Source organism: Pseudomonas sp. Fl5BN2 (assembly GCF_009908205.1).
In the GTDB taxonomy this organism is placed as follows: Bacteria; Pseudomonadota; Gammaproteobacteria; order Pseudomonadales; family Pseudomonadaceae; genus Aquipseudomonas.
The window spans coordinates 36,908-59,048 of sequence record NZ_JAAARL010000018.1; the positions used below are offsets into that span (position 1 = coordinate 36,908).

19 protein-coding genes and 1 tRNA gene are annotated in these 22,141 nt (G+C 58.2%); 14 read left to right on the top strand and 6 right to left on the bottom strand.

The genetic code is table 11. The annotated features are described in order from the left end of the window. Window positions 1–99 precede the first annotated feature (99 nt). From apaG to GV819_RS23500, 7 genes are all read left to right on the top strand, one after another. Complete coding sequence (gene apaG / locus GV819_RS23470) at window positions 100–480, top strand: Co2+/Mg2+ efflux protein ApaG (protein WP_161758428.1); 381 nt, start codon at window positions 100–102, stop codon at window positions 478–480. Further along, window positions 480–1,349: a symmetrical bis(5'-nucleosyl)-tetraphosphatase gene (locus GV819_RS23475; RefSeq protein ID WP_161758429.1), complete on the top strand. Its 870-nt coding sequence runs from the start codon at window positions 480–482 to the stop codon at window positions 1,347–1,349. Before apaG ends, GV819_RS23475 begins: the two co-directional genes overlap by 1 nt. A 34-nt stretch (window positions 1,350–1,383) precedes the next feature. Next, window positions 1,384–1,713 carry a thiosulfate sulfurtransferase GlpE gene (gene glpE / locus GV819_RS23480; RefSeq protein ID WP_161758430.1) on the top strand — a complete coding sequence of 110 codons (330 nt, stop codon included), beginning with the start codon at window positions 1,384–1,386 and terminating at the stop codon, window positions 1,711–1,713. 299 nt (window positions 1,714–2,012) lie between these two features. After that, window positions 2,013–3,935, top strand: coding sequence for a PrkA family serine protein kinase (locus GV819_RS23485; protein ID WP_161758431.1), 1,923 nt, complete (start codon window positions 2,013–2,015; stop codon window positions 3,933–3,935). Window positions 3,936–4,050: 115 nt separating this feature from the next. Next, complete coding sequence (locus GV819_RS23490; RefSeq protein WP_161758432.1) at window positions 4,051–5,325, top strand: YeaH/YhbH family protein; 1,275 nt, start codon at window positions 4,051–4,053, stop codon at window positions 5,323–5,325. Then, window positions 5,322–6,884: a SpoVR family protein gene (locus tag GV819_RS23495; protein WP_161758433.1), complete on the top strand. Its 1,563-nt coding sequence runs from the start codon at window positions 5,322–5,324 to the stop codon at window positions 6,882–6,884. Before GV819_RS23490 ends, GV819_RS23495 begins: the two co-directional genes overlap by 4 nt. A gap of 66 nt (window positions 6,885–6,950) precedes the next feature. Then, window positions 6,951–8,180 carry a multifunctional CCA addition/repair protein gene (locus GV819_RS23500; RefSeq protein WP_161758434.1) on the top strand — a complete coding sequence of 410 codons (1,230 nt, stop codon included), beginning with the start codon at window positions 6,951–6,953 and terminating at the stop codon, window positions 8,178–8,180. Window positions 8,181–8,228: 48 nt separating this feature from the next. On the opposite strand, the gene folK is transcribed toward GV819_RS23500, so the two are convergent. After that, entirely contained in the window at window positions 8,229–8,744 is a 516-nt protein-coding gene (gene folK / locus GV819_RS23505) for a 2-amino-4-hydroxy-6-hydroxymethyldihydropteridine diphosphokinase (protein ID WP_161758435.1), read from the bottom strand. After that, window positions 8,735–9,088, bottom strand: coding sequence for a dihydroneopterin aldolase (folB, locus tag GV819_RS23510; RefSeq protein ID WP_161758436.1), 354 nt, complete (start codon window positions 9,086–9,088; stop codon window positions 8,735–8,737). Before folB ends, folK begins: the two co-directional genes overlap by 10 nt. Before the next feature lie 74 nt (window positions 9,089–9,162). Between folB and plsY the strand changes: the two genes are divergently transcribed. Then, window positions 9,163–9,732 carry a glycerol-3-phosphate 1-O-acyltransferase PlsY gene (gene plsY / locus GV819_RS23515; RefSeq protein WP_161758437.1) on the top strand — a complete coding sequence of 190 codons (570 nt, stop codon included), beginning with the start codon at window positions 9,163–9,165 and terminating at the stop codon, window positions 9,730–9,732. Window positions 9,733–9,779: 47 nt separating this feature from the next. Here the strand turns inward: plsY and tsaD are convergent, their stop codons facing one another. Next, entirely contained in the window at window positions 9,780–10,805 is a 1,026-nt protein-coding gene (tsaD, locus tag GV819_RS23520; protein WP_161758438.1) for a tRNA (adenosine(37)-N6)-threonylcarbamoyltransferase complex transferase subunit TsaD, read from the bottom strand. Window positions 10,806–11,005: 200 nt separating this feature from the next. On the opposite strand from tsaD, the gene rpsU reads away from it, so the two are divergent. From rpsU to GV819_RS23545, 5 genes are all read left to right on the top strand, one after another. After that, window positions 11,006–11,221 (top strand): 30S ribosomal protein S21, encoded by a 216-nt coding sequence (gene rpsU, locus GV819_RS23525; RefSeq protein ID WP_002551877.1) that lies wholly within the window; start codon window positions 11,006–11,008, stop codon window positions 11,219–11,221. 478 nt (window positions 11,222–11,699) lie between these two features. Next, window positions 11,700–13,673, top strand: coding sequence for a DNA primase (gene dnaG / locus GV819_RS23530; protein WP_161758439.1), 1,974 nt, complete (start codon window positions 11,700–11,702; stop codon window positions 13,671–13,673). A gap of 67 nt (window positions 13,674–13,740) precedes the next feature. Further along, window positions 13,741–15,588 carry an RNA polymerase sigma factor RpoD gene (rpoD, locus tag GV819_RS23535; RefSeq protein WP_161758440.1) on the top strand — a complete coding sequence of 616 codons (1,848 nt, stop codon included), beginning with the start codon at window positions 13,741–13,743 and terminating at the stop codon, window positions 15,586–15,588. A 112-nt stretch (window positions 15,589–15,700) separates the two neighbouring features. Beyond that, window positions 15,701–19,444 carry a bifunctional diguanylate cyclase/phosphodiesterase gene (locus GV819_RS23540; RefSeq protein WP_161758441.1) on the top strand — a complete coding sequence of 1,248 codons (3,744 nt, stop codon included), beginning with the start codon at window positions 15,701–15,703 and terminating at the stop codon, window positions 19,442–19,444. Window positions 19,445–19,459: 15 nt separating this feature from the next. Then, window positions 19,460–19,536 (top strand) — tRNA-Ile (locus GV819_RS23545). Between the two features lie 100 nt (window positions 19,537–19,636). Here the strand turns inward: GV819_RS23545 and GV819_RS23550 are convergent. Genes GV819_RS23550 through GV819_RS23560 form a run of 3 tightly spaced genes read right to left on the bottom strand, consistent with a single transcriptional unit; the run spans window position 19,637 to window position 21,814 of the window. Next, complete coding sequence (locus GV819_RS23550; protein ID WP_161758442.1) at window positions 19,637–20,521, bottom strand: SH3 domain-containing protein; 885 nt, start codon at window positions 20,519–20,521, stop codon at window positions 19,637–19,639. Next, window positions 20,505–21,575 (bottom strand): phage integrase, encoded by a 1,071-nt coding sequence (locus tag GV819_RS23555; RefSeq protein WP_161758443.1) that lies wholly within the window; start codon window positions 21,573–21,575, stop codon window positions 20,505–20,507. Before GV819_RS23555 ends, GV819_RS23550 begins: the two co-directional genes overlap by 17 nt. A gap of 2 nt (window positions 21,576–21,577) precedes the next feature. Further along, on the bottom strand, window positions 21,578–21,814 hold the full coding sequence (locus GV819_RS23560; protein WP_161758444.1) for a helix-turn-helix domain-containing protein: 237 nt from the start codon (window positions 21,812–21,814) through the stop codon (window positions 21,578–21,580). Window positions 21,815–21,906: 92 nt separating this feature from the next. Between GV819_RS23560 and GV819_RS23565 the strand changes: the two genes are divergently transcribed. After that, window positions 21,907–22,140, top strand: a complete 234-nt coding sequence (locus GV819_RS23565; RefSeq protein ID WP_161758445.1) for a hypothetical protein — start codon at window positions 21,907–21,909, stop codon at window positions 22,138–22,140. The last annotated feature ends 1 nt before the right edge of the window (window position 22,141 follow it).

The following is a 22,141-nucleotide window of genomic DNA, read 5'->3' on the forward strand; positions in this document are numbered from 1 at the left end:
ACGCCAGACAGGATGTCTGGTTTACTACCTGATACTTGACCTAGACTGACCTCCATCAGCTTTGTCCCGCGCCCGCTTTGCTTTGAAAGGCCTTTTTGCATGTCCGATCCTCGTTATCAGGTCGACGTCAGCGTCGTCACCCGCTTTCTGGCAGACCAATCGCAACCCGAGCAAAACCGCTTCGCCTTCGCCTACACCATCACGGTCCAGAACAACGGCTTGCTTCCAGCCAAGCTGCTGTCACGGCACTGGGTGATCACCGACGGTGACGGGCATGTCGAAGAGGTCCGCGGCTCTGGGGTGGTTGGCCAGCAACCGCTGATCGCCGCGGGTAAAAGCCACACCTACAGCAGCGGCACGGTGATGACCACCCGGGTTGGCAATATGCAGGGCAGCTATCAGATGGTGGCCGAAGACGGCAAACAGTTCGACGCCATCATCGCGCCCTTCCGCCTCGCAGTACCCGGAGCCTTGCACTGATGGCGACCTACGCTGTCGGCGACCTGCAAGGCTGCCTGGAGCCGCTGCAGTGCCTGCTTGAACAAGTTGCCTTCGATCCAGCCCGGGACCGCCTGTGGCTGGTGGGCGACCTGGTCAATCGCGGCCCGCAGTCGCTGGAAACCCTGCGCTACCTCTATTCAATCCGCGACTCGCTGGTCTGCGTGCTGGGCAATCACGACCTGCACCTGCTGGCTGCCTGGCGCAACATCGAGCGCCTGAAAAAATCCGATACCCTGCGCGAGGTCCTGGAAGCTCCGGATTGCGAAGCGCTGTTGCAGTGGTTGCGCCGGCAAAAGCTGATGCACTACGACGAAGCCCGCAACGCCGCCCTGGTACACGCTGGCATCGCACCACAGTGGTCGTTGAAGAAAGCCCTGAAATGCGCTTCCGAGGTTGAAGAGGCGCTGCGTGACGATAACCTCTTCGAGCCTTTCCTGGACGGCATGTACGGTAACGAACCTGTGAAATGGAATAGCGAGCTCAAAGGCGTGACTCGCCTGCGAGTCATCACCAACTATTTCACCCGCATGCGTTTCTGCACCAGCGAGGGCAAGCTCGACCTCAAGAGCAAGGAAGGACTGGACACCGCACCACCGGGCTACGCCCCCTGGTTCAGTCACAAGGAGCGCAAGACCCGCAACCTGAAGATCATCTTCGGCCATTGGGCGGCCCTGGAAGGCCATTGCAACGAACCCGGCATCTTTGCCCTGGACAGCGGTTGTGTCTGGGGTGGAACCATGACCTTGCTAAATGTCGACACCGGCGTGCGCCTGACCTGCGACTGCGATGCACACGGCCACACAGCACCTCTTTCCCCAGACCCCTTGCCCGTCCCGGCAACGCGCTAAACGCGCGCTGATCATCAGGCTTCAGGAGCCCGCCATGAGCGAATTCAAACGCATCCCCCCAGAACAGGCCCAGGCACTGCGCGAGCAAGGTGCGGTAGTGGTGGACATCCGTGATCCGCAGACCTATGCACTGAACCACATCAGCGGCTCGCACCATCTGGATAACCACTCCATATCCGACTTCATCCGCGGTGCCGACCTTGACGCCCCGCTGGTGGTGGTCTGCTATCACGGCAACTCCAGCCAGAGTGCAGCGGCGTACCTGGTCAGCCAGGGCTTTTCCGACGTTTACAGCCTCGATGGAGGCTTCGAACTCTGGCGCAGCACCTACCCAGCGGAAATCGCCCAAGGCAACGCCGAATAATTTTTTTCTGCAGCTCTAGCCCGCGGATTACACGGGCTGACGCTGCACCAGACGAACGGTAGTCCGCAACTAATTCCCCATCTCTCCTTGACCTCTCGGATTCCGAACTATCCTTAGCCTCAGGCCATCCAAATCAGGGGAGAGCCGGTACACCGGCGAGCGGGTCATCGGTACTAGCTTTCAAGGTCGATAGCTTTGAAAGTGTTCTGGGGGGTAAACAGCAGCTGGAAACTCAGCTGCATGCCAGCACTTGACTGACTGATCCGACGCCGGCTCCACGTATCGAGCGAGGTGACGTCATGAGTATTTTTAGCCACTTCCAACAACGCTTCGAATCCACACGCCAGGAAGAGCTTTCGCTGCAGGAATACCTGGAGCTGTGCAAAAAGGACCGAAGCGCCTATGCCTCGGCCGCCGAGCGCCTGCTATTAGCCATCGGCGAACCCGAACTGCTGGACACCTCGACCAACTCGAGACTGTCGAGAATCTTCTCCAATAAGGTGATCCGGCGTTATCCGGCCTTTGAAGACTTCCATGGCATGGAAGAGTGCATCGACCAGATCGTCTCCTATTTCCGCCACGCCGCTCAGGGCCTGGAAGAGAAGAAACAGATTCTTTACCTGCTGGGCCCGGTGGGCGGTGGCAAGTCGTCCCTGGCCGAAAAGCTCAAGCAACTGATCGAGAAAGTGCCTTTTTACGCCATCAAGGGCTCCCCCGTCTTTGAGTCGCCACTGGGCCTGTTCAACGCCACGGAAGATGGTGCGATTCTAGAAGAGGACTTCGGCATCCCCCGGCGCTACCTCAACACCATCATGTCGCCTTGGGCCACCAAGCGCCTATCAGAGTTCGGCGGCGACATCAGTCAGTTCCGAGTGGTGAAACTGTATCCATCGATTCTCAACCAGATCGCCGTGGCCAAGACCGAGCCGGGGGATGAGAACAACCAGGACATCTCGGCCCTGGTGGGCAAGGTGGATATCCGCAAGCTGGAAGAGTTCCCGCAGAACGATGCTGACGCCTACAGCTACTCCGGGGCACTGTGCCGGGCCAACCAGGGCCTGATGGAATTCGTCGAGATGTTCAAGGCGCCGATCAAGGTGCTGCACCCCTTGCTGACCGCGACCCAGGAAGGCAACTACAACAGCACCGAAGGCCTGGGCGCAATCCCGTTCACCGGCATTCTGCTGGCCCACTCCAACGAATCGGAGTGGCATACCTTCCGCAACAACAAGAACAACGAAGCGTTCATCGACCGGATCTATATCGTCAAGGTGCCGTACTGCCTGCGGGTCACTGATGAGGTGAAGATCTACGACAAGCTGCTGTTCAACAGCTCCCTGGCCAAGGCCCATTGCGCGCCCGACACCCTGAAGATGCTCGCGCAGTTCACCGTGCTCTCGCGCCTCAAGGAGCCAGAAAACTCCAATATCTACTCGAAGATGCGGGTCTATGACGGCGAAAACCTGAAAGACACCGACCCCAAGGCCAAGTCGATTCAGGAATACCGCGACAGCGCCGGTGTAGATGAAGGGATGAACGGCCTATCAACCCGCTTTGCCTTCAAAATCCTGTCGAAAGTCTTCAACTTCGACCCCCATGAGATAGCCGCCAACCCGGTGCACCTGCTGTATGTACTGGAACAACAGATCGAACAGGAGCAGTTCCAGGCGGAAACCCGCGAGCGTTATCTGCGCTTCCTCAAGGAATACCTGGCACCACGCTACATCGAGTTCATCGGCAAGGAGATCCAGACCGCCTATCTCGAGTCCTACAGCGAGTACGGCCAGAACATCTTCGACCGTTATGTGCTGTACGCAGATTTCTGGATTCAGGATCAGGAGTACCGCGACCCTGAAACCGGCGAGATTCTCAACCGCGTAGCCCTCAACGAGGAACTGGAAAAGATCGAGAAGCCGGCGGGCATCAGCAACCCGAAAGATTTCCGCAACGAGATCGTCAATTTCGTCCTGCGCGCCCGAGCCAACAACAATGGCAAGAACCCTACCTGGCTCAGCTACGAGAAGCTGCGGGTGGTTATCGAGAAGAAGATGTTCTCCAACACCGAGGACCTGTTGCCGGTCATCAGCTTCAACGCCAAGGCCAGCAAGGAGGATCAGCAGAAACACAACGACTTCGTCACGCGGATGGTCGAGCGCGGCTACACCGACAAACAGGTACGTCTGCTATCCGAATGGTATCTGCGGGTCAGAAAATCGCAGTAAGGCAGTGAAGCAGCAGCCAGCAGCAAGCTGAAAGCACCAAGTACGTCCATCGTGATTGCGCTTGCGCTTGCTGCCTGGAGCTGCTGGGAACTTGAAGCTGCCCGGAGGGCTCCCCATGAGCTATGTGATCGACCGACGACTCAATGGCAAGAACAAGAGCACGGTTAACCGCCAGCGCTTTCTGCGGCGCTACCGTGACCACATCAAGAAGGCCGTCGAAGAGGCCGTCAGCCGCCGTTCCATCACCGATATGGAACATGGCGAACAAATCAGTATTCCCGGGCGGGATATCGACGAACCGGTGCTTCACCATGGGCGTGGCGGCAAACAGACCGTCGTTCACCCTGGCAACAAGGAGTTCACTGCAGGCGAGCATATAGCCAGACCCCAAGGGGGCGGCGGCGGAGGCGCAGGCCGTGGCAAGGCCGGTAATTCTGGCGAGGGCATGGACGAATTCGTGTTCCAGATCACCCAGGAGGAATTCCTCGAATTCATGTTCGAGGACCTTGAACTACCCAACCTGGTCAAACGCAACCTGACCGGCACCGACACCTTCAAGACCGTACGCGCCGGCATCAGCAATGAAGGCAACCCGGCACGCATCAACATCATCCGCACCCTGCGTTCAGCCCACGCCCGAAGGATTGCCCTCTCTGGCAGCAGCCGGGCGAAACTGCGGGAAGCCAAGGAAGAGCTGGCGCGGCTAAAACGTGAAGAACCGGACAATTTCGGCGATATTCAGGAAGTCGAGGCGGAAATCGAACGTCTTAGCGCCCGAATTCACCGCATTCCATTCCTCGACACCTTCGACCTGAAGTACAACCTGCTGATCAAACAGCCCAACCCCAGTTCCAAGGCCGTGATGTTCTGCCTGATGGACGTGTCGGGCTCCATGACCCAGGCCACCAAAGACATCGCCAAGCGCTTCTTCATCCTGCTTTATCTGTTCCTGAAACGTAATTACGACAAGATCGACGTGGTCTTCATTCGCCACCACACCAGCGCCCGCGAGGTGGATGAGGAAGAGTTTTTCTACTCCCGGGAAACCGGCGGCACCATTGTCTCCAGTGCCTTGAAGCTGATGCAGGAGATCATGGCCGAGCGTTATCCGAGCAACGAGTGGAACATCTACGCCGCCCAGGCTTCCGATGGCGACAACTGGAACGACGACTCACCCATCTGCCGCGATATCCTGATCAATCAGATCATGCCGTTCGTGCAGTACTACACCTATGTGGAAATCACCCCACGGGAACACCAGGCCCTGTGGTTCGAATACGAGCGAATTGCCGAGGCCTTTGCCGACACCTTCGCCCAGCAACAACTGGTATCGGCCGGGGATATCTATCCGGTCTTCCGTGAACTCTTCCAGCGCAGGTTAGTGACATGACCGCCAGAGAGCAGAAGCGCCAACCCATCTCCACCGGCTCGGAATGGACCTTCGAGCTGATCCGGGCCTACGACCGCGAAATCAGCCGTATCGCGGCACGCTATGCCCTGGATACCTACCCCAACCAGATCGAAGTGATCACTGCCGAGCAGATGATGGATGCCTATGCCTCGGTGGGCATGCCACTGGGTTACCACCATTGGTCCTATGGCAAACACTTCCTGAGCACTGAAAAGTCCTACACCCGCGGCCAGATGGGCCTGGCCTACGAAATCGTCATCAACTCAGACCCCTGCATTGCCTACCTGATGGAGGAAAACACCATCTGCATGCAGGCCCTGGTAGTGGCCCATGCCTGCTACGGGCACAACAGCTTCTTCAAGGGCAACTATCTGTTCCGCACCTGGACCGATGCCAGCTCGATCATCGACTACCTGGTGTTCGCCAAGCAGTACATCATGCAATGCGAGGAACGCCACGGGATCGATGCCGTGGAGGACCTGCTGGACTCCTGCCACGCCCTGATGAACTACGGAGTCGATCGCTACAAGCGCCCTTACCCGATTTCCGCCGAAGAAGAGCGGCGGCGACAGAAGGACCGGGAGGAACACCTGCAGAAACAGATCAACGACCTGTGGCGTACGATCCCCAAAGGCGCAGACAAGTACAGCGATAAGGACAATGCGCGGTTCCCCAGCGAACCCCAGGAAAACATCCTGTATTTCATCGAAAAACACGCGCCGCTACTGGAGCCCTGGCAGCGGGAAATAGTGCGCATCGTGCGCAAGATCGCCCAGTACTTCTATCCGCAGCGCCAGACCCAGGTGATGAACGAAGGCTGGGCGACCTTTTGGCACTACACCCTGATGAATGACTTGTACGACGAGGGCCTGGTGACCGACGGCTTCATGATGGAGTTCCTCACCTCCCACACCAGCGTGGTGTTTCAACCCGGCTTCGACAGTCCTTACTACAACGGCATCAACCCCTATGCCCTCGGGTTTGCCATGTACCGCGATATCCGGCGCATCTGCGAAGACCCCACCGAAGAGGACCATCGCTGGTTCCCGGAACTGGCAGGTACCGACTGGCTGTCGAGCATCAAGTTCGCCATGAGCAGCTTCAAGGACGAAAGCTTCATCCTGCAGTACCTCTCGCCCAAAGTAATCCGTGACCTCAAGCTGTTCAGCATCATGGATGACGACCAGAAGGACGACCTGCTGGTGCCCGCCATCCACGACGAGAGCGGCTACCGGATCATCCGTGAAACCCTGGCTGCGCAATACAACCTGGGCAACCGCGAACCCAACGTGCAGATCTGGAGCATCGATCGGCGTGGAGACCGCTCGTTGACCCTGCGGCACCAGCAACATGATCGCAAACCTCTGGGAGACTCCACCGACGAAGTGCTCAAGCACCTGCACCGTCTCTGGGGCTTCGATATCCATCTGGAGACCCTACAGGGCGATCAGATAATGAAAACCCTCCACGTGCCGCCAAAGAGCGATCACAACGAAAATGACTATGGTCGGCTGGACCTGGCTGTAATCCACCTCTAAGCCCGACAACAAGCCTCCGAAAGCGCGACACAAGGGTTATCCTTGTCGCGCTAACGGAGGTTTTTTATGCAGATTTACAAAGTCGGCGGTGCCGTACGAGATCGCCTGCTGGGCAGGCCGGTCACTGACATCGACTGGGTGGTGGTCGGTGCCAGCGCGGAAGAAATGGTCGCCAAGGGTTTTCGCCCAGTGGGCGCCGACTTCCCAGTGTTCCTGCACCCAAAAAGTGGCGAGGAATACGCCCTGGCCCGAACCGAGCGCAAAAGCGGACGCGGTTATGGCGGTTTCACTTTTCATGCCAGCCCGGAAGTCACCCTGGAAGAGGACCTGATTCGCCGCGACCTGACGATCAACGCCATGGCCGAGGATGCTCAAGGTGTGCTTACCGATCCTTACAACGGCCAGAAGGATCTCGAAGATCGGTTGTTACGCCACGTTTCCCCGGCATTCGCCGAAGATCCCTTGCGTGTACTGCGGGTTGCACGGTTCGCTGCTCGCTACGCCAGCCTCGGTTTCAGCGTGGCACCAGACACCCTTGAGCTGATGCGCCAACTCAGCCAGTCAGGCGAGCTTCAAGCCCTGACAGCCGAGCGCAGCTGGAAAGAGATATCCCGCGCATTGATGGAAGATCAGCCACAGATTTTCATCCAGGTACTGCGCGACTGCGGTGCCCTGGCTGTGCTGATGCCGGAGGTCGACGCCCTGTTCGGGGTTCCCCAGCCACCGGCCCACCACCCGGAAATAGACACAGGCCTGCACACCCTTAGCGTTTTGCAACAAGCGGCATTGCACCGGCAGCCACTCAATGTCCGCTGGGCCTGCCTGCTGCACGACCTCGGTAAAGGCTTGACCCCTCAAGAGGAGTGGCCACGACACATCGGCCATGAATACACGGGCATGGAGCCGATCAAGGAGGTCAATGAGCGCTTCAAGACTCCAAGGGAATGCCAGGAACTGTCACTGCTGGTAGGCCAATATCACACCCATGGCCACAAGGCGCTGGAGCTCAAGGCCTCGACATTGCTCGAGCTGCTGCAGAGCTTCGACGTATTCCGGCGCCCGCAGCGCTTTGAAGAGTTCATTGCCGCCTGTGAAATGGATGCCCGCGGCCGACTCGGGCTCGAATCGCGCCCTTACCCCCAAGCCGATTACCTGCGCGGCGCGGCGACCACTGCTCGCGCGGTTGCAGTTCAACCCTTGTTGGAGAAGGGCTTCAAGGGTCCGGAGTTGGGTGAAGCGCTGAGACTGGAGCGACTGAGAGCACTCAAGGCCTACAAGGAGCAGCACGCGCCATGATAGACGCGGGCAAGGCCCAAGCCTTGTCCGCGCTCTAACTGAGCACCGCTACAACTCAGAAGGCGTCAGCTGCTGGTCCCGCCACTCGAAGGCCACGGGCGCCAGTACCTGATCAATCTGCGCCTCATCCCAAAGCACTCCCAGGCTCTTGCCTGCCAGCGGATGTACGCGTTCGGGAGCCATCAGCGACAACGGCCAAAGTACAAAGGCGTTCTTCAGAATCTCGGCACGGGGCAATACCAGCCCATCGAAATTGCCGGTCAGATCACCGTACAGCAACACGTCGATGTCCAACGGCAGGCCTTTACGATCAGGAGCATAACGACCGTTGTCCGCCTCGATGAGTTTCAATCGGCGGTCGAGTTCAGTCAGTGACAGATCGGTAAAAGCCGACACCACCAGATTGAAGAACGGACCGCTCTTGATCCCGACCGGCTGGCTTTCGAACACCGCCGAGCAGCGCATGTCCACCAGGAAACCGGCCAAGGCATCGAGTCCGGCCCGCAAGTGAACTTCACGCTCGATATTGCTACCGAGCCCCAGATAAACCTGAGTCAGCGACATCCGCGCTCGATCTCCACGCCCACACCCGTGGCAGCCGGAACGGCACCTGGCTTGGTCAGCTTCAAGCGCAACCAAGGGATGTGAAATTCGCTCATCAAGACTTCAGCCAGACGCTCGGCAAAGGTTTCCACCAACTGGTATTGGGCATGCTCGGCGAACGCCTGAACCCGGGTAGAGACACTGGCATAGTCCAACGCCAGCGTCAGATCATCTCCCGCAGCGGCAGGGCGATTGTCCCAGGCAAAGCTCAGATCAAGACGCAGACACTGTCGGATGCCACGCTCCCAGTCGTAGGCACCAATCACAGTGTCCACTTCCAGTCCTTCGATAAACACTCTGTCCAAGCACTCTTCTCCGCTGCACGACAAGGGCGCAATGCGCCGTTAGAATCAGGGCATCCTCGCCCGGAATAGTTAGCATGTTTTGGTTACTGGCGATTTTCGCCTACCTGCTTGGCTCTCTGTCCTTCGCCATTTTGCTCAGCCGCATTACGGGCAATCCCGACCCCCGAATGAGTGGCTCGGGCAATGCCGGCGCCACCAACATGTTGCGCCTGGCCGGCAAAAAACTCGCGATCCTGACCCTGCTGGGGGATCTGTGCAAAGGCCTAGTACCTGTACTGATCGCTCACCTAGCCGGGCTCTCACTGCAGCAACAGGCCTGGGTCGGGCTCTATGCCGTACTCGGTCACCTGTTCCCACTGTACTTCCGCTTCCGGGGCGGCAAAGGTGTCGCCACCGCCGCCGGCATGCTGCTGGGGCTCTACCCCCCGGCCGCCTTGCTGGCCATCGCCGCCTGGGCGCTGACCTTCTACCTCACTCGCACCAGCTCGCTGGCCGCCTTGATCGCTACGCCGCTGACCCTGCCGCTACTGGCCTGGCAGGAACCTGAGGCACTGCTGCCGATGAGCGTGCTTACGCTGCTGATCGTCTGGCGCCATCGCGGCAATTTACGCGACCTGTTTGCCGGGCGCGAACGGCATTTTTGAATCCTGCCGATGAAAAGGCTTCAGCTTGGCAGTTGCCTGCGCCCCCGTCAGAGGGCTGACAACTGCTCCATCGGCCAACGGGCCTGCACAGTGATCGCCAGGTTTTCCTGTTGTCCGGCCTGCAAACGCTGACAGCCGGCAAAGGCAATCATCGCGCCGTTGTCGGTGCAGAACTCGGGACGGGCATAGAACACATTGCCTTTCATTTCAGCGAGCATTTTTTCCAGCGAGGCCCGCAAGGCCTGGTTTGCGCTTACGCCCCCGGCAATCACCAGACGCTTGAGACCGGTCTGCTTCAAGGCGCGCTTGCATTTGATGGTCAAAGTTTCCACCACCGCCTGCTGGAACGCGAGAGAGATGTCGCAACGAGTTTGCTCACCGTCGTCTCCAGCGCTGACACACTGCTGCCAGGTGTTCAAGGCGAAGGTTTTCAAGCCGCTGAAGCTGAAGTCCAGCCCAGGGCGATCGGTCATCGGTCGCGGGAAGACAAAACGCCCCAACACCCCCTGGGTCGCCAGACGGGCGATTTCAGGACCACCGGGATAATTCAGACCGAGCATCTTCGCTGTCTTGTCGAATGCCTCGCCCGCCGCATCATCCAGAGTCTCGCCCAACAGCTCGTATTGGCCGATACCATCAACCCGCACCAGCTGTGTATGACCGCCTGATACCAACAAAGCGACGAACGGGAATTCCGGCGGTCGTTCTTCCAGCATCGGCGCTAGCAGATGCCCTTCCATGTGATGCACCCCCAGGGCCGGAATGCCCCAGGCAAAGGCCAGAGCCTGGGCACAGGAAGCACCCACCAACAAGGCGCCAACCAGGCCGGGACCCGCAGTGTAGGCGATGGCATCAATCTCGGTGGGCACGCAGTCAGCCTCCGCCAACACTTGGCGAATCAGCGGCAGCATGCGCTTGACGTGATCACGGGAGGCCAGTTCCGGCACCACGCCACCATAGGCGCGATGCAGGTCGATCTGACTGAACAGCGCGTCGGCCAACAGGCCCCGCTCACTGTCGTAAAGCGCGACGCCGGTTTCGTCGCAGGAGGTTTCTAATCCCAGTACTAGCATGGGTTTGCGCCTTGTAGAGGCTGAATTCGAAGGCGCGCATAATAGTCGCCACTCCCGCGCCCGACCAGCGGTTTTCGATCAGAGGCTTTGCATTCCGAGCGTTGAGGGGTTAACATCCGCAACCCTTAAAAACCGACGACCTCAGCCGCGATTTTTGCGACGAGAACGTTGACCCCGGTAATGAATGAAGGTAGCTCTGGATGCCAGCCGTCAAAGTTAAAGAGAACGAACCCTTCGACGTAGCTCTGCGTCGTTTCAAGCGCTCCTGCGAAAAAGCCGGTGTTCTGGCTGAAGTTCGTAGCCGCGAATTTTACGAGAAGCCGACTTCTGAGCGTAAGCGCAAAGCAGCAGCAGCTGTTAAGCGTCACGCCAAGAAAGTTCAGCGCGAACAGCGCCGCGCCGTACGTCTGTACTAATACACAGACGTTCGCTGCAAGCTTCTGCCAAGCCCGGCCCTCAGCCGGGCTAATGGCATTTGCGGATTACGCTTGATGCTTCACCGTCAAAGCCGCACATGCGACCCAGACGAACCTGCTTCACCACGTCAGACCTGGCTCCTGCCAGCGGTGCACGTCTTTTCTGACGAGCCTTCCAAGGCTACTGACGAGCACACCCTTACTGATTCCTGCAGACGATCAGCCCAAGGCGCCCTTCTCCAGCGCCCGCTTAATGAGCTATCCGAGGCCTTCCAATGGCCACTGTCGGACTCAGCGCAACACCTTCAAGTCGAATACTGATTGAAACTAACGTCAGTGGACGTTCGGCAGATACACTTCCCGACTGCGATCACGCCGAAAACCAGGGTCAAGCCGCGCAAGGTCAAAGCCTCGCTGCACCTGATCTTTCGATAGCGTCGCCAGGGCTATTTTTCCGCGCAGTGATGACGAGAACGCCATGGCCGGGCTCATTCCCCAGAGCTTTATTGACGACCTTCTGAACCGCACCGACATCGTCGATGTTGTCAGCTCGCGCCTGCAGATCAAAAAAGCCGGCAAGAACTACACCGCCTGCTGCCCATTCCACAAAGAAAAGACCCCCTCCTTCAGCGTCAGCCCCGACAAGCAGTTCTACTACTGTTTTGGCTGTGGCGCGGGCGGCAATGCCCTCGGTTTCATCATGGACCACGACAACCTGGACTTCCCCCAGGCCGTCGAGGAACTGGCGAAAGCCGCAGGCATGGAGATCCCTCGAGAGGAAAGCAGCCGCGGCGATAGAAAACCCCGGCAACCTACCGATTCGCCGCTGTACCCGCTGCTCACAGCAGCCGCTGATTACTATCGCCAGGCACTGAAAAGCCACCCGGCACGCAGGGCGGCGGTCGACTACCTCAAAGGGCGCGGCCTCACCGGCGAAATCGCCCGGGACTTCGGCCTGGGCTTTGCTCCGCCCGGCTGGGACAACCTGTTCAAGCATTTGAGCAGCGACACCCTGCAGCAAAAGGCCATGATCGATGCCGGCCTGTTGATCGAAAACGCCGAGACCGGCAAGCGCTACGACCGCTTTCGCGACCGGGTAATGTTCCCGATCCGCGACTCTCGCGGCCGGATCATCGCCTTCGGCGGCCGAGTTTTAGGGGACGACAAACCCAAATACCTGAACTCGCCGGAAACACCGGTATTCCATAAGGGCCAAGAGCTCTATGGCCTATTCGAGGCCCGCAAGAACAATCGCAATCTCGACGAGATCATCGTCGTCGAAGGCTACATGGACGTGATCGCCCTGGCCCAACAGGGCTTGCGCAATGCCGTCGCAACCCTGGGCACCGCCACCAGCGAAGAGCACCTCAAGCGCCTTTTTCGCATAGTGCCCAACGTCCTGTTCTGCTTTGACGGCGACCAAGCCGGGCGCAAGGCCGCATGGCGCGCTCTGGAAGCAACCCTGACCTGCCTGCAGGATGGACGCCGCGCGCGCTTCCTGTTCCTCCCGGAAGGCGAAGATCCGGACACCCTGGTTCGCTCCGAGGGCACTGACGCCTTCCGCGCCCGGATCAATCAGCATGCACAACCGCTGGCCGATTACTTTTTCCAGCAGCTGATCGATGAAGCAGACCCGCGCTCACTGGAAGGCAAGGCTCATCTTGCAACCCTAGCCGCACCGCTGATCGAAAAAATCCCCGGAGCCAACCTGCGGACCCTGATGCGCCAGCGCCTCAGTGAAATCACCGGCCTGACCCATGAAACGGTCAACCAGTTGGTCCACAGCGCCCCACCAGAGGCGCCGCCGGCCTATGACGCAGGCATCAATTACGACGCCATGCCGGATTACGCCGACTACCATGAGCCTCACCAGGAAGCCTATGCCCCTCAACAGGAGTGGACACCGAAGAAAAGCGGTGGCGGCAAGAAATGGGAAAACAAGCCCTGGGACAAGAACGGCAAGGGCAAGCGTCAAGAAGATCGCGACCAACCTAGAGGCCCGCGCGTACCGGCGGCAGTAGAGCCTCCGACGCTGTCAGCCCTGCGAACCTTGCTACATCACCCGCAATTGGCAGAAAAAGTTGAAGATGCCGGATATTTTGCCGATGACGACAACACCAACACTCAGTTGCTGGTGGCCCTGATCGAAGCCGTGCAGAAAAATCCTAAGCTACGCTCTATTCATCAGCTGATGGCGCGTTGGCACGGCACCCAGCAAGGGCATCTGCTTACTGCACTGGCGGAAAAAGAATGGCTGATCGACGGAGATAACCTTGAACAACAGTTTTTCGACACCATTAATAGTTTGTCCGCTCGCCAACGTGAGCGTGTTTTAGAGCAACTTCTCAGGAAATCGCGTCAAAGCGAGCTCAGCGGCGAAGAGAAAAAACAGCTGGTTGAGCTTCTAAAACGCAATGTTCCCGCATCAAACCCGACCTCAACTGGCGCGTGAGGTCATAGCTCGGGTATAATCCTCGGCTTGTTTTTTGCCCGCCAAGACCTTCAGTGGATAGGGTGTTATGTCCGGAAAAGCGCAACAGCAGTCTCGCCTCAAAGAGTTGATCAGCCGTGGACGTGAGCAGGGTTACCTGACTTACGCGGAGGTCAACGACCACCTGCCGGAGGATATTTCAGATCCGGAACAGGTGGAAGACATCATCCGCATGATCAACGACATGGGGATCAACGTATTCGAGAGTGCTCCGGATGCGGATGCCCTTTTGTTGGCCGAAGCCGACACCGACGAAGCAGCAGCTGAAGAAGCCGCCGCAGCGTTGGCGGCTGTGGAAACCGACATTGGTCGCACTACCGACCCAGTGCGCATGTATATGCGCGAAATGGGTACGGTAGAGCTGCTCACACGTGAAGGCGAAATCGAAATCGCCAAGCGTATCGAAGAGGGCATCCGTGAAGTGATGGGCGCAATCGCGCACTTCCCTGGCACGGTTGATCACATCCTCTCCGAATACACTCGCGTCACCACCGAAGGTGGACGCCTGTCTGACGTTCTCAGCGGGTACATCGACCCGGATGACGGCATTACGCCGCCTGCCGCCGAAGTGCCTCCTCCTGTCGACCCCAAAACCGCGAAAGCGGACGACGACAGCGAAGAAGAAGAAGCTGAAGCGACCGAAGAAGAGGAAGAAACCGAAAGCGGTCCGGATCCGGTCATCGCCGCACAGCGCTTTGGCGCCGTCTCCGATCAGATGGAGATCACCCGCAAGGTACTGAAGAAGCACGGTCGTGATAGCAAGCAAGCTATCGCCGAAATGCTGGCCCTGGCCGAGCTGTTCATGCCGATCAAACTGGTACCGAAGCAATTCGAAGGCCTGGTTGAACGTGTACGCAGCGCGCTGGATCGTCTGCGTCAGCAAGAACGCGCCATCATGCAGCTCTGTGTACGTGATGCTCGTATGCCGCGTGCTGACTTCCTGCGCCAGTTCCCGGGCAACGAAGTCGATGAAAGCTGGACCGACGCCCTGGCCAAAGGCAAGAGCAAATACGCCGAAGCCATTGCTCGCCTGCAGCCGGACATCATCCGTTGCCAGCAGAAGCTGACCGCTCTTGAAGCTGAAACTGGCTTGAAGATCGCTGAGATCAAGGACATCAACCGTCGCATGTCGATCGGTGAGGCCAAGGCCCGCCGCGCGAAGAAAGAGATGGTTGAAGCCAACCTGCGTCTGGTGATCTCGATCGCCAAGAAGTACACCAACCGTGGCCTGCAGTTCCTCGACCTGATCCAGGAAGGCAACATCGGCTTGATGAAGGCGGTGGACAAGTTCGAATACCGTCGCGGCTACAAATTCTCGACTTATGCCACCTGGTGGATCCGTCAGGCGATCACTCGCTCGATCGCCGACCAGGCCCGCACCATTCGTATTCCGGTGCACATGATCGAGACGATCAACAAGCTCAACCGTATTTCCCGGCAGATGTTGCAGGAAATGGGTCGCGAACCGACCCCGGAAGAGCTGGGCGAACGCATGGAAATGCCTGAGGACAAGATCCGCAAGGTATTGAAGATCGCTAAAGAGCCGATCTCCATGGAAACCCCGATCGGTGATGACGAAGACTCCCACCTGGGCGACTTCATCGAAGACTCGACCATGCAGTCGCCAATCGATGTGGCCACCGTTGAGAGCCTGAAAGAAGCGACTCGCGAAGTACTCTCCGGCCTCACAGCCCGTGAAGCCAAGGTACTGCGCATGCGTTTCGGCATCGACATGAATACCGACCACACCCTTGAGGAAGTCGGTAAGCAGTTCGACGTGACCCGTGAACGGATTCGTCAGATCGAAGCCAAGGCGTTGCGCAAGCTGCGCCATCCGACGAGAAGCGAGCATTTGCGCTCCTTCCTCGACGAGTAAGCCCAAGACCCCCAGCCCTGCTGGGGGTTTTGCCTTTTGCAGCTCCTCCCTCTCCCCCCGCCGCATAGCCCGTCTACACTCGAAACATTCCCCGTGCCATAACGAGACGGTTATGCCCAGACTGTCGGCCATGCTCCTGCTGGCGCTGCTTACCTGGACCGCAACGGCTGGCGCACTGACTCTCACCGACGAAGAACGTAGCTGGCTCAAGACTCACCCGGAACTGCGCCTGGGTGTTGATGCTTCGTGGCCACCTTTCGAGTATCGGGACGAGGAAGGCCGCTATCAGGGCTTGGCAGCGGACTACATCCATCTGATCCAGGAACGCCTGTCAATCACCCTCAAGCCCGTCGAGCCCGCCAGTTGGACCGCCGTGCTCGAGGACGCCAAGCAAGGCAAACTGGACCTGCTGCCGGGAATCATGTCGACCCCGGAGCGCCAGAGCTACATGGCCTTCACTCGTCCCTATCTGGACTTTCCCATCGTGATTCTCGCTCACGAGGGCGGTGCGCAACCCCATAACCTCCAGGACTTGTACGGCCTGAAAGTGGCCGTGGTGGAAAACTACGCCCCCCACGAGCTACTACGGACCCATCACCCGGACCTGAACCTGGTGGCCCTGCCCAATGTCAGCTCGGCACTGCAAGCCCTGGCCACCGACGAGGTGGACGCCGTGGTCGGCGACCTGGCTTCCAGTGTCTGGAGCCTGCGCCAGCTCAAGCTCGATGGCCTCTACGTCAGCGGCGAAACCCCCTATCGCTACCAACTGGCGATGGGCGTGCCCCAGGCCAACAAGATTCTGGTAAGTATTCTCGACAAGGTCCTTGCGGACCTCAGCCCTGATGAAATCAGCGCGATTCAGCAGCATTGGGTAGGCAGCGTGCTCGACCATCGAACCTTCTGGTCCGATGTACTGCTTTACGGTCTGCCGGGCTTGCTGCTGCTGGTCACCGTGCTGGCGGTGGTGATCCGTATCAACCGCCGCCTGAGCTCGGAAATTTCCCGCAGAGTCGCGCTGGAGCAAGAACTGCGTAGCAGCGAATACCATTACCGCGGCCTGGTAGAAAGCCTCTCTGCCATCGCCTGGGAAGCCTGTATCAGCGATTTCACCTACAGCTATGTCTCGCCCCACGCCGAAGCCCTGCTGGGCTATCCCTTGTCCCATTGGCTGATCCCCGGGTTCTGGCGCAACATCATTCACCCCGCCGACCTGACCCGCGCCCAGGCGCTCTGTGACCACGAAGTGCAAGCCGGGCGTGATCACAGCCTCGACTATCGGGTGATCACCGCCGACGGGCGTTGCCTCTGGGTGCGTGACATCGTCAGCCTGATCGAACACGGCCACGAGCCGGTGATGCGTGGCCTGATGATCGACATCAGCGAGGCCAAGCACACCGAAGAAGCGCTGCGCCTGTCCGAGCAGAAGTTCGCTTCAGTGTTCCGGCAATGCCCGGACATCCTGGTCATTGCACGCTTGTCCGACGGCTGCCTGCTGGAGGTCAACAAGGCCTTCGAGGAGCAGATCGGCCTGAGCGCCAAGACAGTGATAGGCCAGACCGCCACCGAGTTGAACATCTGGGGCATCCACGGTGTCGGCCCGAGTCTCTTGCAGCGTTTGCAGGCCGGCAGCATCCGCAACCTGGAAATGCCATTCCGCCGTCACAACGGCCAGCTCTTCACCGGCCTGATCTCCGCCGAACCCTTCGACCTCGACACCACCCCGGCGCTGGTGGTGGTGGTGCGCGACATCAGCCAACTCAAGGAAACCCAGCAGCAGTTGCAGACCTCCGAGGAGAAGTTCGCCAAGGCATTCCATGCCTCACCGGACGGCCTGTTGCTGACCCGGCAGCGGGATGGACTGCTGATCGAGGTCAACGATGGCTTCAGCCGTATCACCGGTTTCAACAGCGCCATGTCACTGGATCGCTCAACCCTTGACCTGGGAATCTGGGTCAATCTCAACGAACGCAAACAGATGCTCGACCTGTTGCTGCGCGATGGTTTCGTCCGTGACTTCAGCTGCCATATCCGCCGTAACGATGGTCAGATCCGCCTTTGCGAACTGTCCAGCCGGCCGCTACCCATTGGCGACGATGACTGCATGCTGACCATTGCCCGGGACATCACTGACCGTCACCTGATGCAGGAAAAACTGCAGCAGGCCGCCACGGTGTTTGAAAGCACCGCCGAGGGCGTGATGATCACCGATACCCAGCAGCGCATCAGCGCGGTCAATCGCGCCTTCAGCGAAATCACCGGCTACAGCGAAAGTGAAAGCCTTGGTCACACCCCGCGCCTGCTAGCCTCCGGCCTGCATGACAGCGCCTTCTACGCGGCGATGTGGCACCAGTTGACCCTTGAAGGCCACTGGCAGGGTGAAATCACCAACCGCCGCAAGACCGGCGAGCTCTACCCCAACTGGCTGACCATCAATGCGGTGCGCAACAAGGATCGGGGGATCACCCATTTCGTCGCGGTATTTGCCGACATTTCCAGCCTCAAGCACGCCCAGGCCCGACTCGATTACCAGGCTCACCACGATCCACTGACCGGCCTGCCCAATCGCACGCTGTTCGAAAGCCGCTTGCTGACAGCGCTCAACAGCCAACAGGACAGCGGCGGCCAAGGTGCCGTGCTGTTCCTCGACCTGGATCGTTTCAAGCACATCAACGATAGCCTCGGCCACCCGGTGGGCGACCTACTGCTCAAAGGCATTGCCGTGCGCCTCAAGGAGCAACTGCGGGATATCGATACCGTGGCTCGCCTGGGTGGGGACGAGTTCATCATCCTGCTCCCGGGCCTGCACCAGGCCAGCGACGCGGACGCTATCGCCAGCAAGCTGCTGAACTGCTTTAGCGCACCATTCCAGGCGGGCGAACATGAGTTCTTCATCAGCGCCAGTATCGGCACCAGCCTGTACCCCGAGGACGGTGGCGACGTCGCCACCCTGATCAAGAATGCCGACGCCGCCATGTACCGCTCCAAGGCCAAGGGACGCAACCGGGTCGAGCACTACACCCGCGACCTCACGGCCCAGGCCAGCGAGCGAGTGGCCCTGGAGCATGAGTTACGACGAGCCATCGAACGCAATGAACTGTTCCTGTATTTCCAACCCAAGATCAGTCTCAGCACCCATGAACTGGTAGGCGCCGAGGCCCTGATCCGCTGGCGTCACCCCAACTTCGGCGATGTACCTCCAGAGCACTTCATTCCCCTGGCCGAAGAGAACGGCATGATCCTGCTGATCGGTGACTGGGTGCTGGAGCAGGCCTGCCAGCAACTCAGCGCCTGGCGCCAGGACTACGAAAGCTTCGGCCCACTGTCGGTGAACCTCGCCGGTGCGCAGTTGCGCCAACCCAATCTGCTGGGACGCATCGAACAACTGCTGCGTAACTATGAGTTGCCGCCTGGAATGCTGCAGTTGGAAATCACCGAGAACTTCATCATGAGCCAAGCCGAAGAAGCCCTGGAGGTGCTGCATCAACTCAAGCATCTGGGAGTGCAACTGGCCATCGATGACTTCGGCACCGGGTATTCATCCTTGAGCTATCTCAAGCGCCTGCCACTGGACTTTCTCAAGATCGACCAATCGTTTGTCCGCGGCCTGCCGGACGACCCCCACGACGTGGCAATTGTCCGCGCCATCATCGCCCTGGGGCGCAGCATGCAATTCACGGTCATTGCCGAAGGCGTGGAAAACCAGGACCAGCAGACCTTCCTCGCTATGGAAGGCTGCGAACAGATCCAGGGCTACCTTGTCAGCCTGCCCCTGGATGCCGAGGAGTTCTGTGCGACGTTCCTGCAGATCCGGGTTTCCGATTTTTCGGATAGCACAGCCGAGAAACCATCGTTATAATCCGCCGCCTACTGAGGGCCTATAGCTCAGTTGGTTAGAGCAGAGGACTCATAATCCTTTGGTCCACGGTTCAAGTCCGTGTGGGCCCACCACCTTCAAAGCCGCGCACTGCGCGGCTTTGTGCTGTTCGCAACACTAAAAGCCTGGTCTAAACTTTCTCTCTACGTCCACATTACGTCCACACAGGCTTAGTCAGCGGTGTATCGGATGGGTGTATTTCCTAGATATCCATCCTTCCACCCCCTCCTCACCGATTACCGCAACAAACAACCAATCACGGTTGCTGCTATCCAGAACTTCCAATAGAGCACGGTCAGGAAGCACCACCTGGACCAATGAAGCGTTCATCTTTGGGGCACTTCTCAGACGAACCCCCACCCCTTTCACAGATCGATACGCACTGAACTGTTCAATAGGCGAATCACACAAAGCAGCCCGAACACTCTTCCCTATCTGGTTTGACGTCATTGACGGCAGCAATTTGGGCTGTAAAAAGCAAAGCTCTTCGCGAACTCCGTTTTGGGTAGCAAGGTAAGCGCAGATCACCAATAGAATATTGAGCATCGCATGCAGATAGTTCTTTTGCGTGTCAGACAGTGTGGCGGCGTCTTCGCCTCCCACCAAATGACTAACAATCTGCTGTTCAAGCTCGAGCTGGCCGTGACTGAGAATCCTCGCATCCCCAGTGACCTTGAGCGATAAAGTTGCCTCCCCTGCTCCCTCGACAAACTTTCCGAGTTCCGGCGCATGATCTGACAGCAAATACGCAACGAGTGGAGATTTCAGGATCCGCTCTACTTCTTTACCAACTGTCAAAGCGGTACGGACGCCTTGGAGCACCTCAGGAGACGTTAGCACTGTTCCGATTTGATGAAGCACCGATTGTATTGAAGCAATCACCTCCGGCCTCATCACTTGATTAACAACTGCACCTACCTGTTGAACTGCTGAACCGATTTCAAGAAGTACTTGTGGGCCCAGCAATTGGCCGATCAGCTCGCGCTGCAACTCCCCACTCTCCCAAGCGGCCTTCCTCTGCTCAAGTACTGTCGACGTAGAGTTATCCCTTTGCTCCATTTGATTCTCCCTGCTTCACTTCACAATGCGTAGAAAGCGGATTGAGGTTCACCACGTCTGCCAGATGACCTGGGCTGAAATGGGCATACTTCTGGGTCATGACCAAAGTGGCGTGTCCAAGGACTCGCTGCAAAGTCAGAATATCGCCTCCCACCCTCATGTAATGCGTCGCGAATGTATGTCGCAGTACGTGTGTCAACTGCCCCTCAGGCAGCTCCAAACCAAGCTGACGCACCACCTTACGGAAGATGTTGTAACCGTGACGGAAGGGCAGTGAAGAGTCGAGCAGTCGCTGCAATTCCTCGCTGATTGGAACAGATCGATTCTTGCTCGATTTCGTCTTGTTAAATTGAATTAGGCAATTACGTACCTGGCGCGGCAACAGCTTTTCGGCTTCTCCCCACCTTGCGCCAGTTGCCAGGCAAACTTGCGCTATTAGGCCCGCGTCCGAATCCTCCGCAGCCAAAGCCTGCAACAGCTCCGGAATTTGGTCGACCGACAAATAGGCCATCTCAGCCTCGTCAAATTTCAACTTGCGAATCTTGGCCAGAGGGTTTTCCCCTTTCCACTCACCCAGACGCTCCAACTCATTGAACACAGCCCGTAAGTAGGCCAACTCATGGTTCAGCATATTGGCGCTGATGGGCTTCGGCTTCTCGTCCGTCTTGCTGCGACCACGCCCAAGACTAGTCCTGGTGTGTTTTCCCTCAGCCCTCTCGGCACGGTAGTTCGCAAAGTGATTGGCCGTGAATTTATGGACCTTGGGATCTCCCATACGCTGGACCATGGACTGCAGCAGGGATAGGCGCTGCTCACCAGTTTTTAGGGTTTGTCCGTGTAGTTTGAACCAAAGGTCGATCAACTGGCTTAGCCGGCGCTCATCAAGCTTCGGTGCCTTTTCGAACTCACCTCGGGAACCGTCGCCCATGATGCGACGTTCCAAGTGCATAGCCTCGTTCTTCGACTGCACCAGTCGCCGGATACGGGGCCCTGCTCTCCCCCCTGGGCGGCAGTCGACAAGCCACTGCCCGTCATCCTGTTTCTTGATAGCCATGCTTAAACCGGACTCACCTGACCAGACTCTGGTGCAACGTCACCAGTGACCAACCACAGTGCGTATTTCTTTAAGCGTGGGTGATTTGCGACCTTCAAAAACGGAGCAAGCCCCATCTCAGTTATCCCCGCATCGTACTTCTTCCAACTGCTGATACTGATCTCCAGTAATTCGCAGAACTCGGTCTGAGTAAGGCCTTCCTTAGCTCGTATGGCTTTCATTTTCGCCGGCAGATCCACTGCTTATCACCTCTTGACAGGTTCCAATCTTGGAACCATCATGGTTCCCTACTTGGAACTTTGATCCCCAATATTCAGCAGAGGTTAGCAGAATGCAGATCACCATCGACACGCCCTATGTCACGGTCGGCGAATACGCCAAGCGCTCTGGACAGTCCGACTCAGCCATCCGCCGTGAGATCGATCTGGGCCGTTACATCATCCGTCCGAAAGCGGAAGGCTCTAAGTCCGCCGTGCTTATCAACATGGTGCACATTCTGATGGAAGCAGCCGAACAGGCAGAACGCGTGCTCGTCCAACGCAGCAACAAAGCTGTAAACAAGTAAT

What these genes read in the sequence shown, in the direction of transcription:
- glpE (WP_161758430.1), top strand. Translation starts at nt 1,384, where the DNA reads ATGAGCGAATTCAAACGCATCCCCCCAGAACAGGCCCAGGCACTGCGC.
- GV819_RS23475 (WP_161758429.1), top strand. Translation starts at nt 480, where the DNA reads ATGGCGACCTACGCTGTCGGCGACCTGCAAGGCTGCCTGGAGCCGCTG.
- GV819_RS23490 (WP_161758432.1), top strand. Translation starts at nt 4,051, where the DNA reads ATGAGCTATGTGATCGACCGACGACTCAATGGCAAGAACAAGAGCACG.
- GV819_RS23495 (WP_161758433.1), top strand. Translation starts at nt 5,322, where the DNA reads ATGACCGCCAGAGAGCAGAAGCGCCAACCCATCTCCACCGGCTCGGAA.
- plsY (WP_161758437.1), top strand. Translation starts at nt 9,163, where the DNA reads ATGTTTTGGTTACTGGCGATTTTCGCCTACCTGCTTGGCTCTCTGTCC.
- rpoD (WP_161758440.1), top strand. Translation starts at nt 13,741, where the DNA reads ATGTCCGGAAAAGCGCAACAGCAGTCTCGCCTCAAAGAGTTGATCAGC.
- rpsU (WP_002551877.1), top strand. Translation starts at nt 11,006, where the DNA reads ATGCCAGCCGTCAAAGTTAAAGAGAACGAACCCTTCGACGTAGCTCTG.
- GV819_RS23555 (WP_161758443.1), bottom strand. Translation starts at nt 21,575, where the DNA reads ATGGCTATCAAGAAACAGGATGACGGGCAGTGGCTTGTCGACTGCCGC.
- apaG (WP_161758428.1), top strand. Translation starts at nt 100, where the DNA reads ATGTCCGATCCTCGTTATCAGGTCGACGTCAGCGTCGTCACCCGCTTT.
- tsaD (WP_161758438.1), bottom strand. Translation starts at nt 10,805, where the DNA reads ATGCTAGTACTGGGATTAGAAACCTCCTGCGACGAAACCGGCGTCGCG.
- dnaG (WP_161758439.1), top strand. Translation starts at nt 11,700, where the DNA reads ATGGCCGGGCTCATTCCCCAGAGCTTTATTGACGACCTTCTGAACCGC.
- GV819_RS23540 (WP_161758441.1), top strand. Translation starts at nt 15,701, where the DNA reads ATGCCCAGACTGTCGGCCATGCTCCTGCTGGCGCTGCTTACCTGGACC.
- GV819_RS23500 (WP_161758434.1), top strand. Translation starts at nt 6,951, where the DNA reads ATGCAGATTTACAAAGTCGGCGGTGCCGTACGAGATCGCCTGCTGGGC.
- folK (WP_161758435.1), bottom strand. Translation starts at nt 8,744, where the DNA reads ATGTCGCTGACTCAGGTTTATCTGGGGCTCGGTAGCAATATCGAGCGT.
- GV819_RS23550 (WP_161758442.1), bottom strand. Translation starts at nt 20,521, where the DNA reads ATGGAGCAAAGGGATAACTCTACGTCGACAGTACTTGAGCAGAGGAAG.
- GV819_RS23565 (WP_161758445.1), top strand. Translation starts at nt 21,907, where the DNA reads ATGCAGATCACCATCGACACGCCCTATGTCACGGTCGGCGAATACGCC.
- GV819_RS23485 (WP_161758431.1), top strand. Translation starts at nt 2,013, where the DNA reads ATGAGTATTTTTAGCCACTTCCAACAACGCTTCGAATCCACACGCCAG.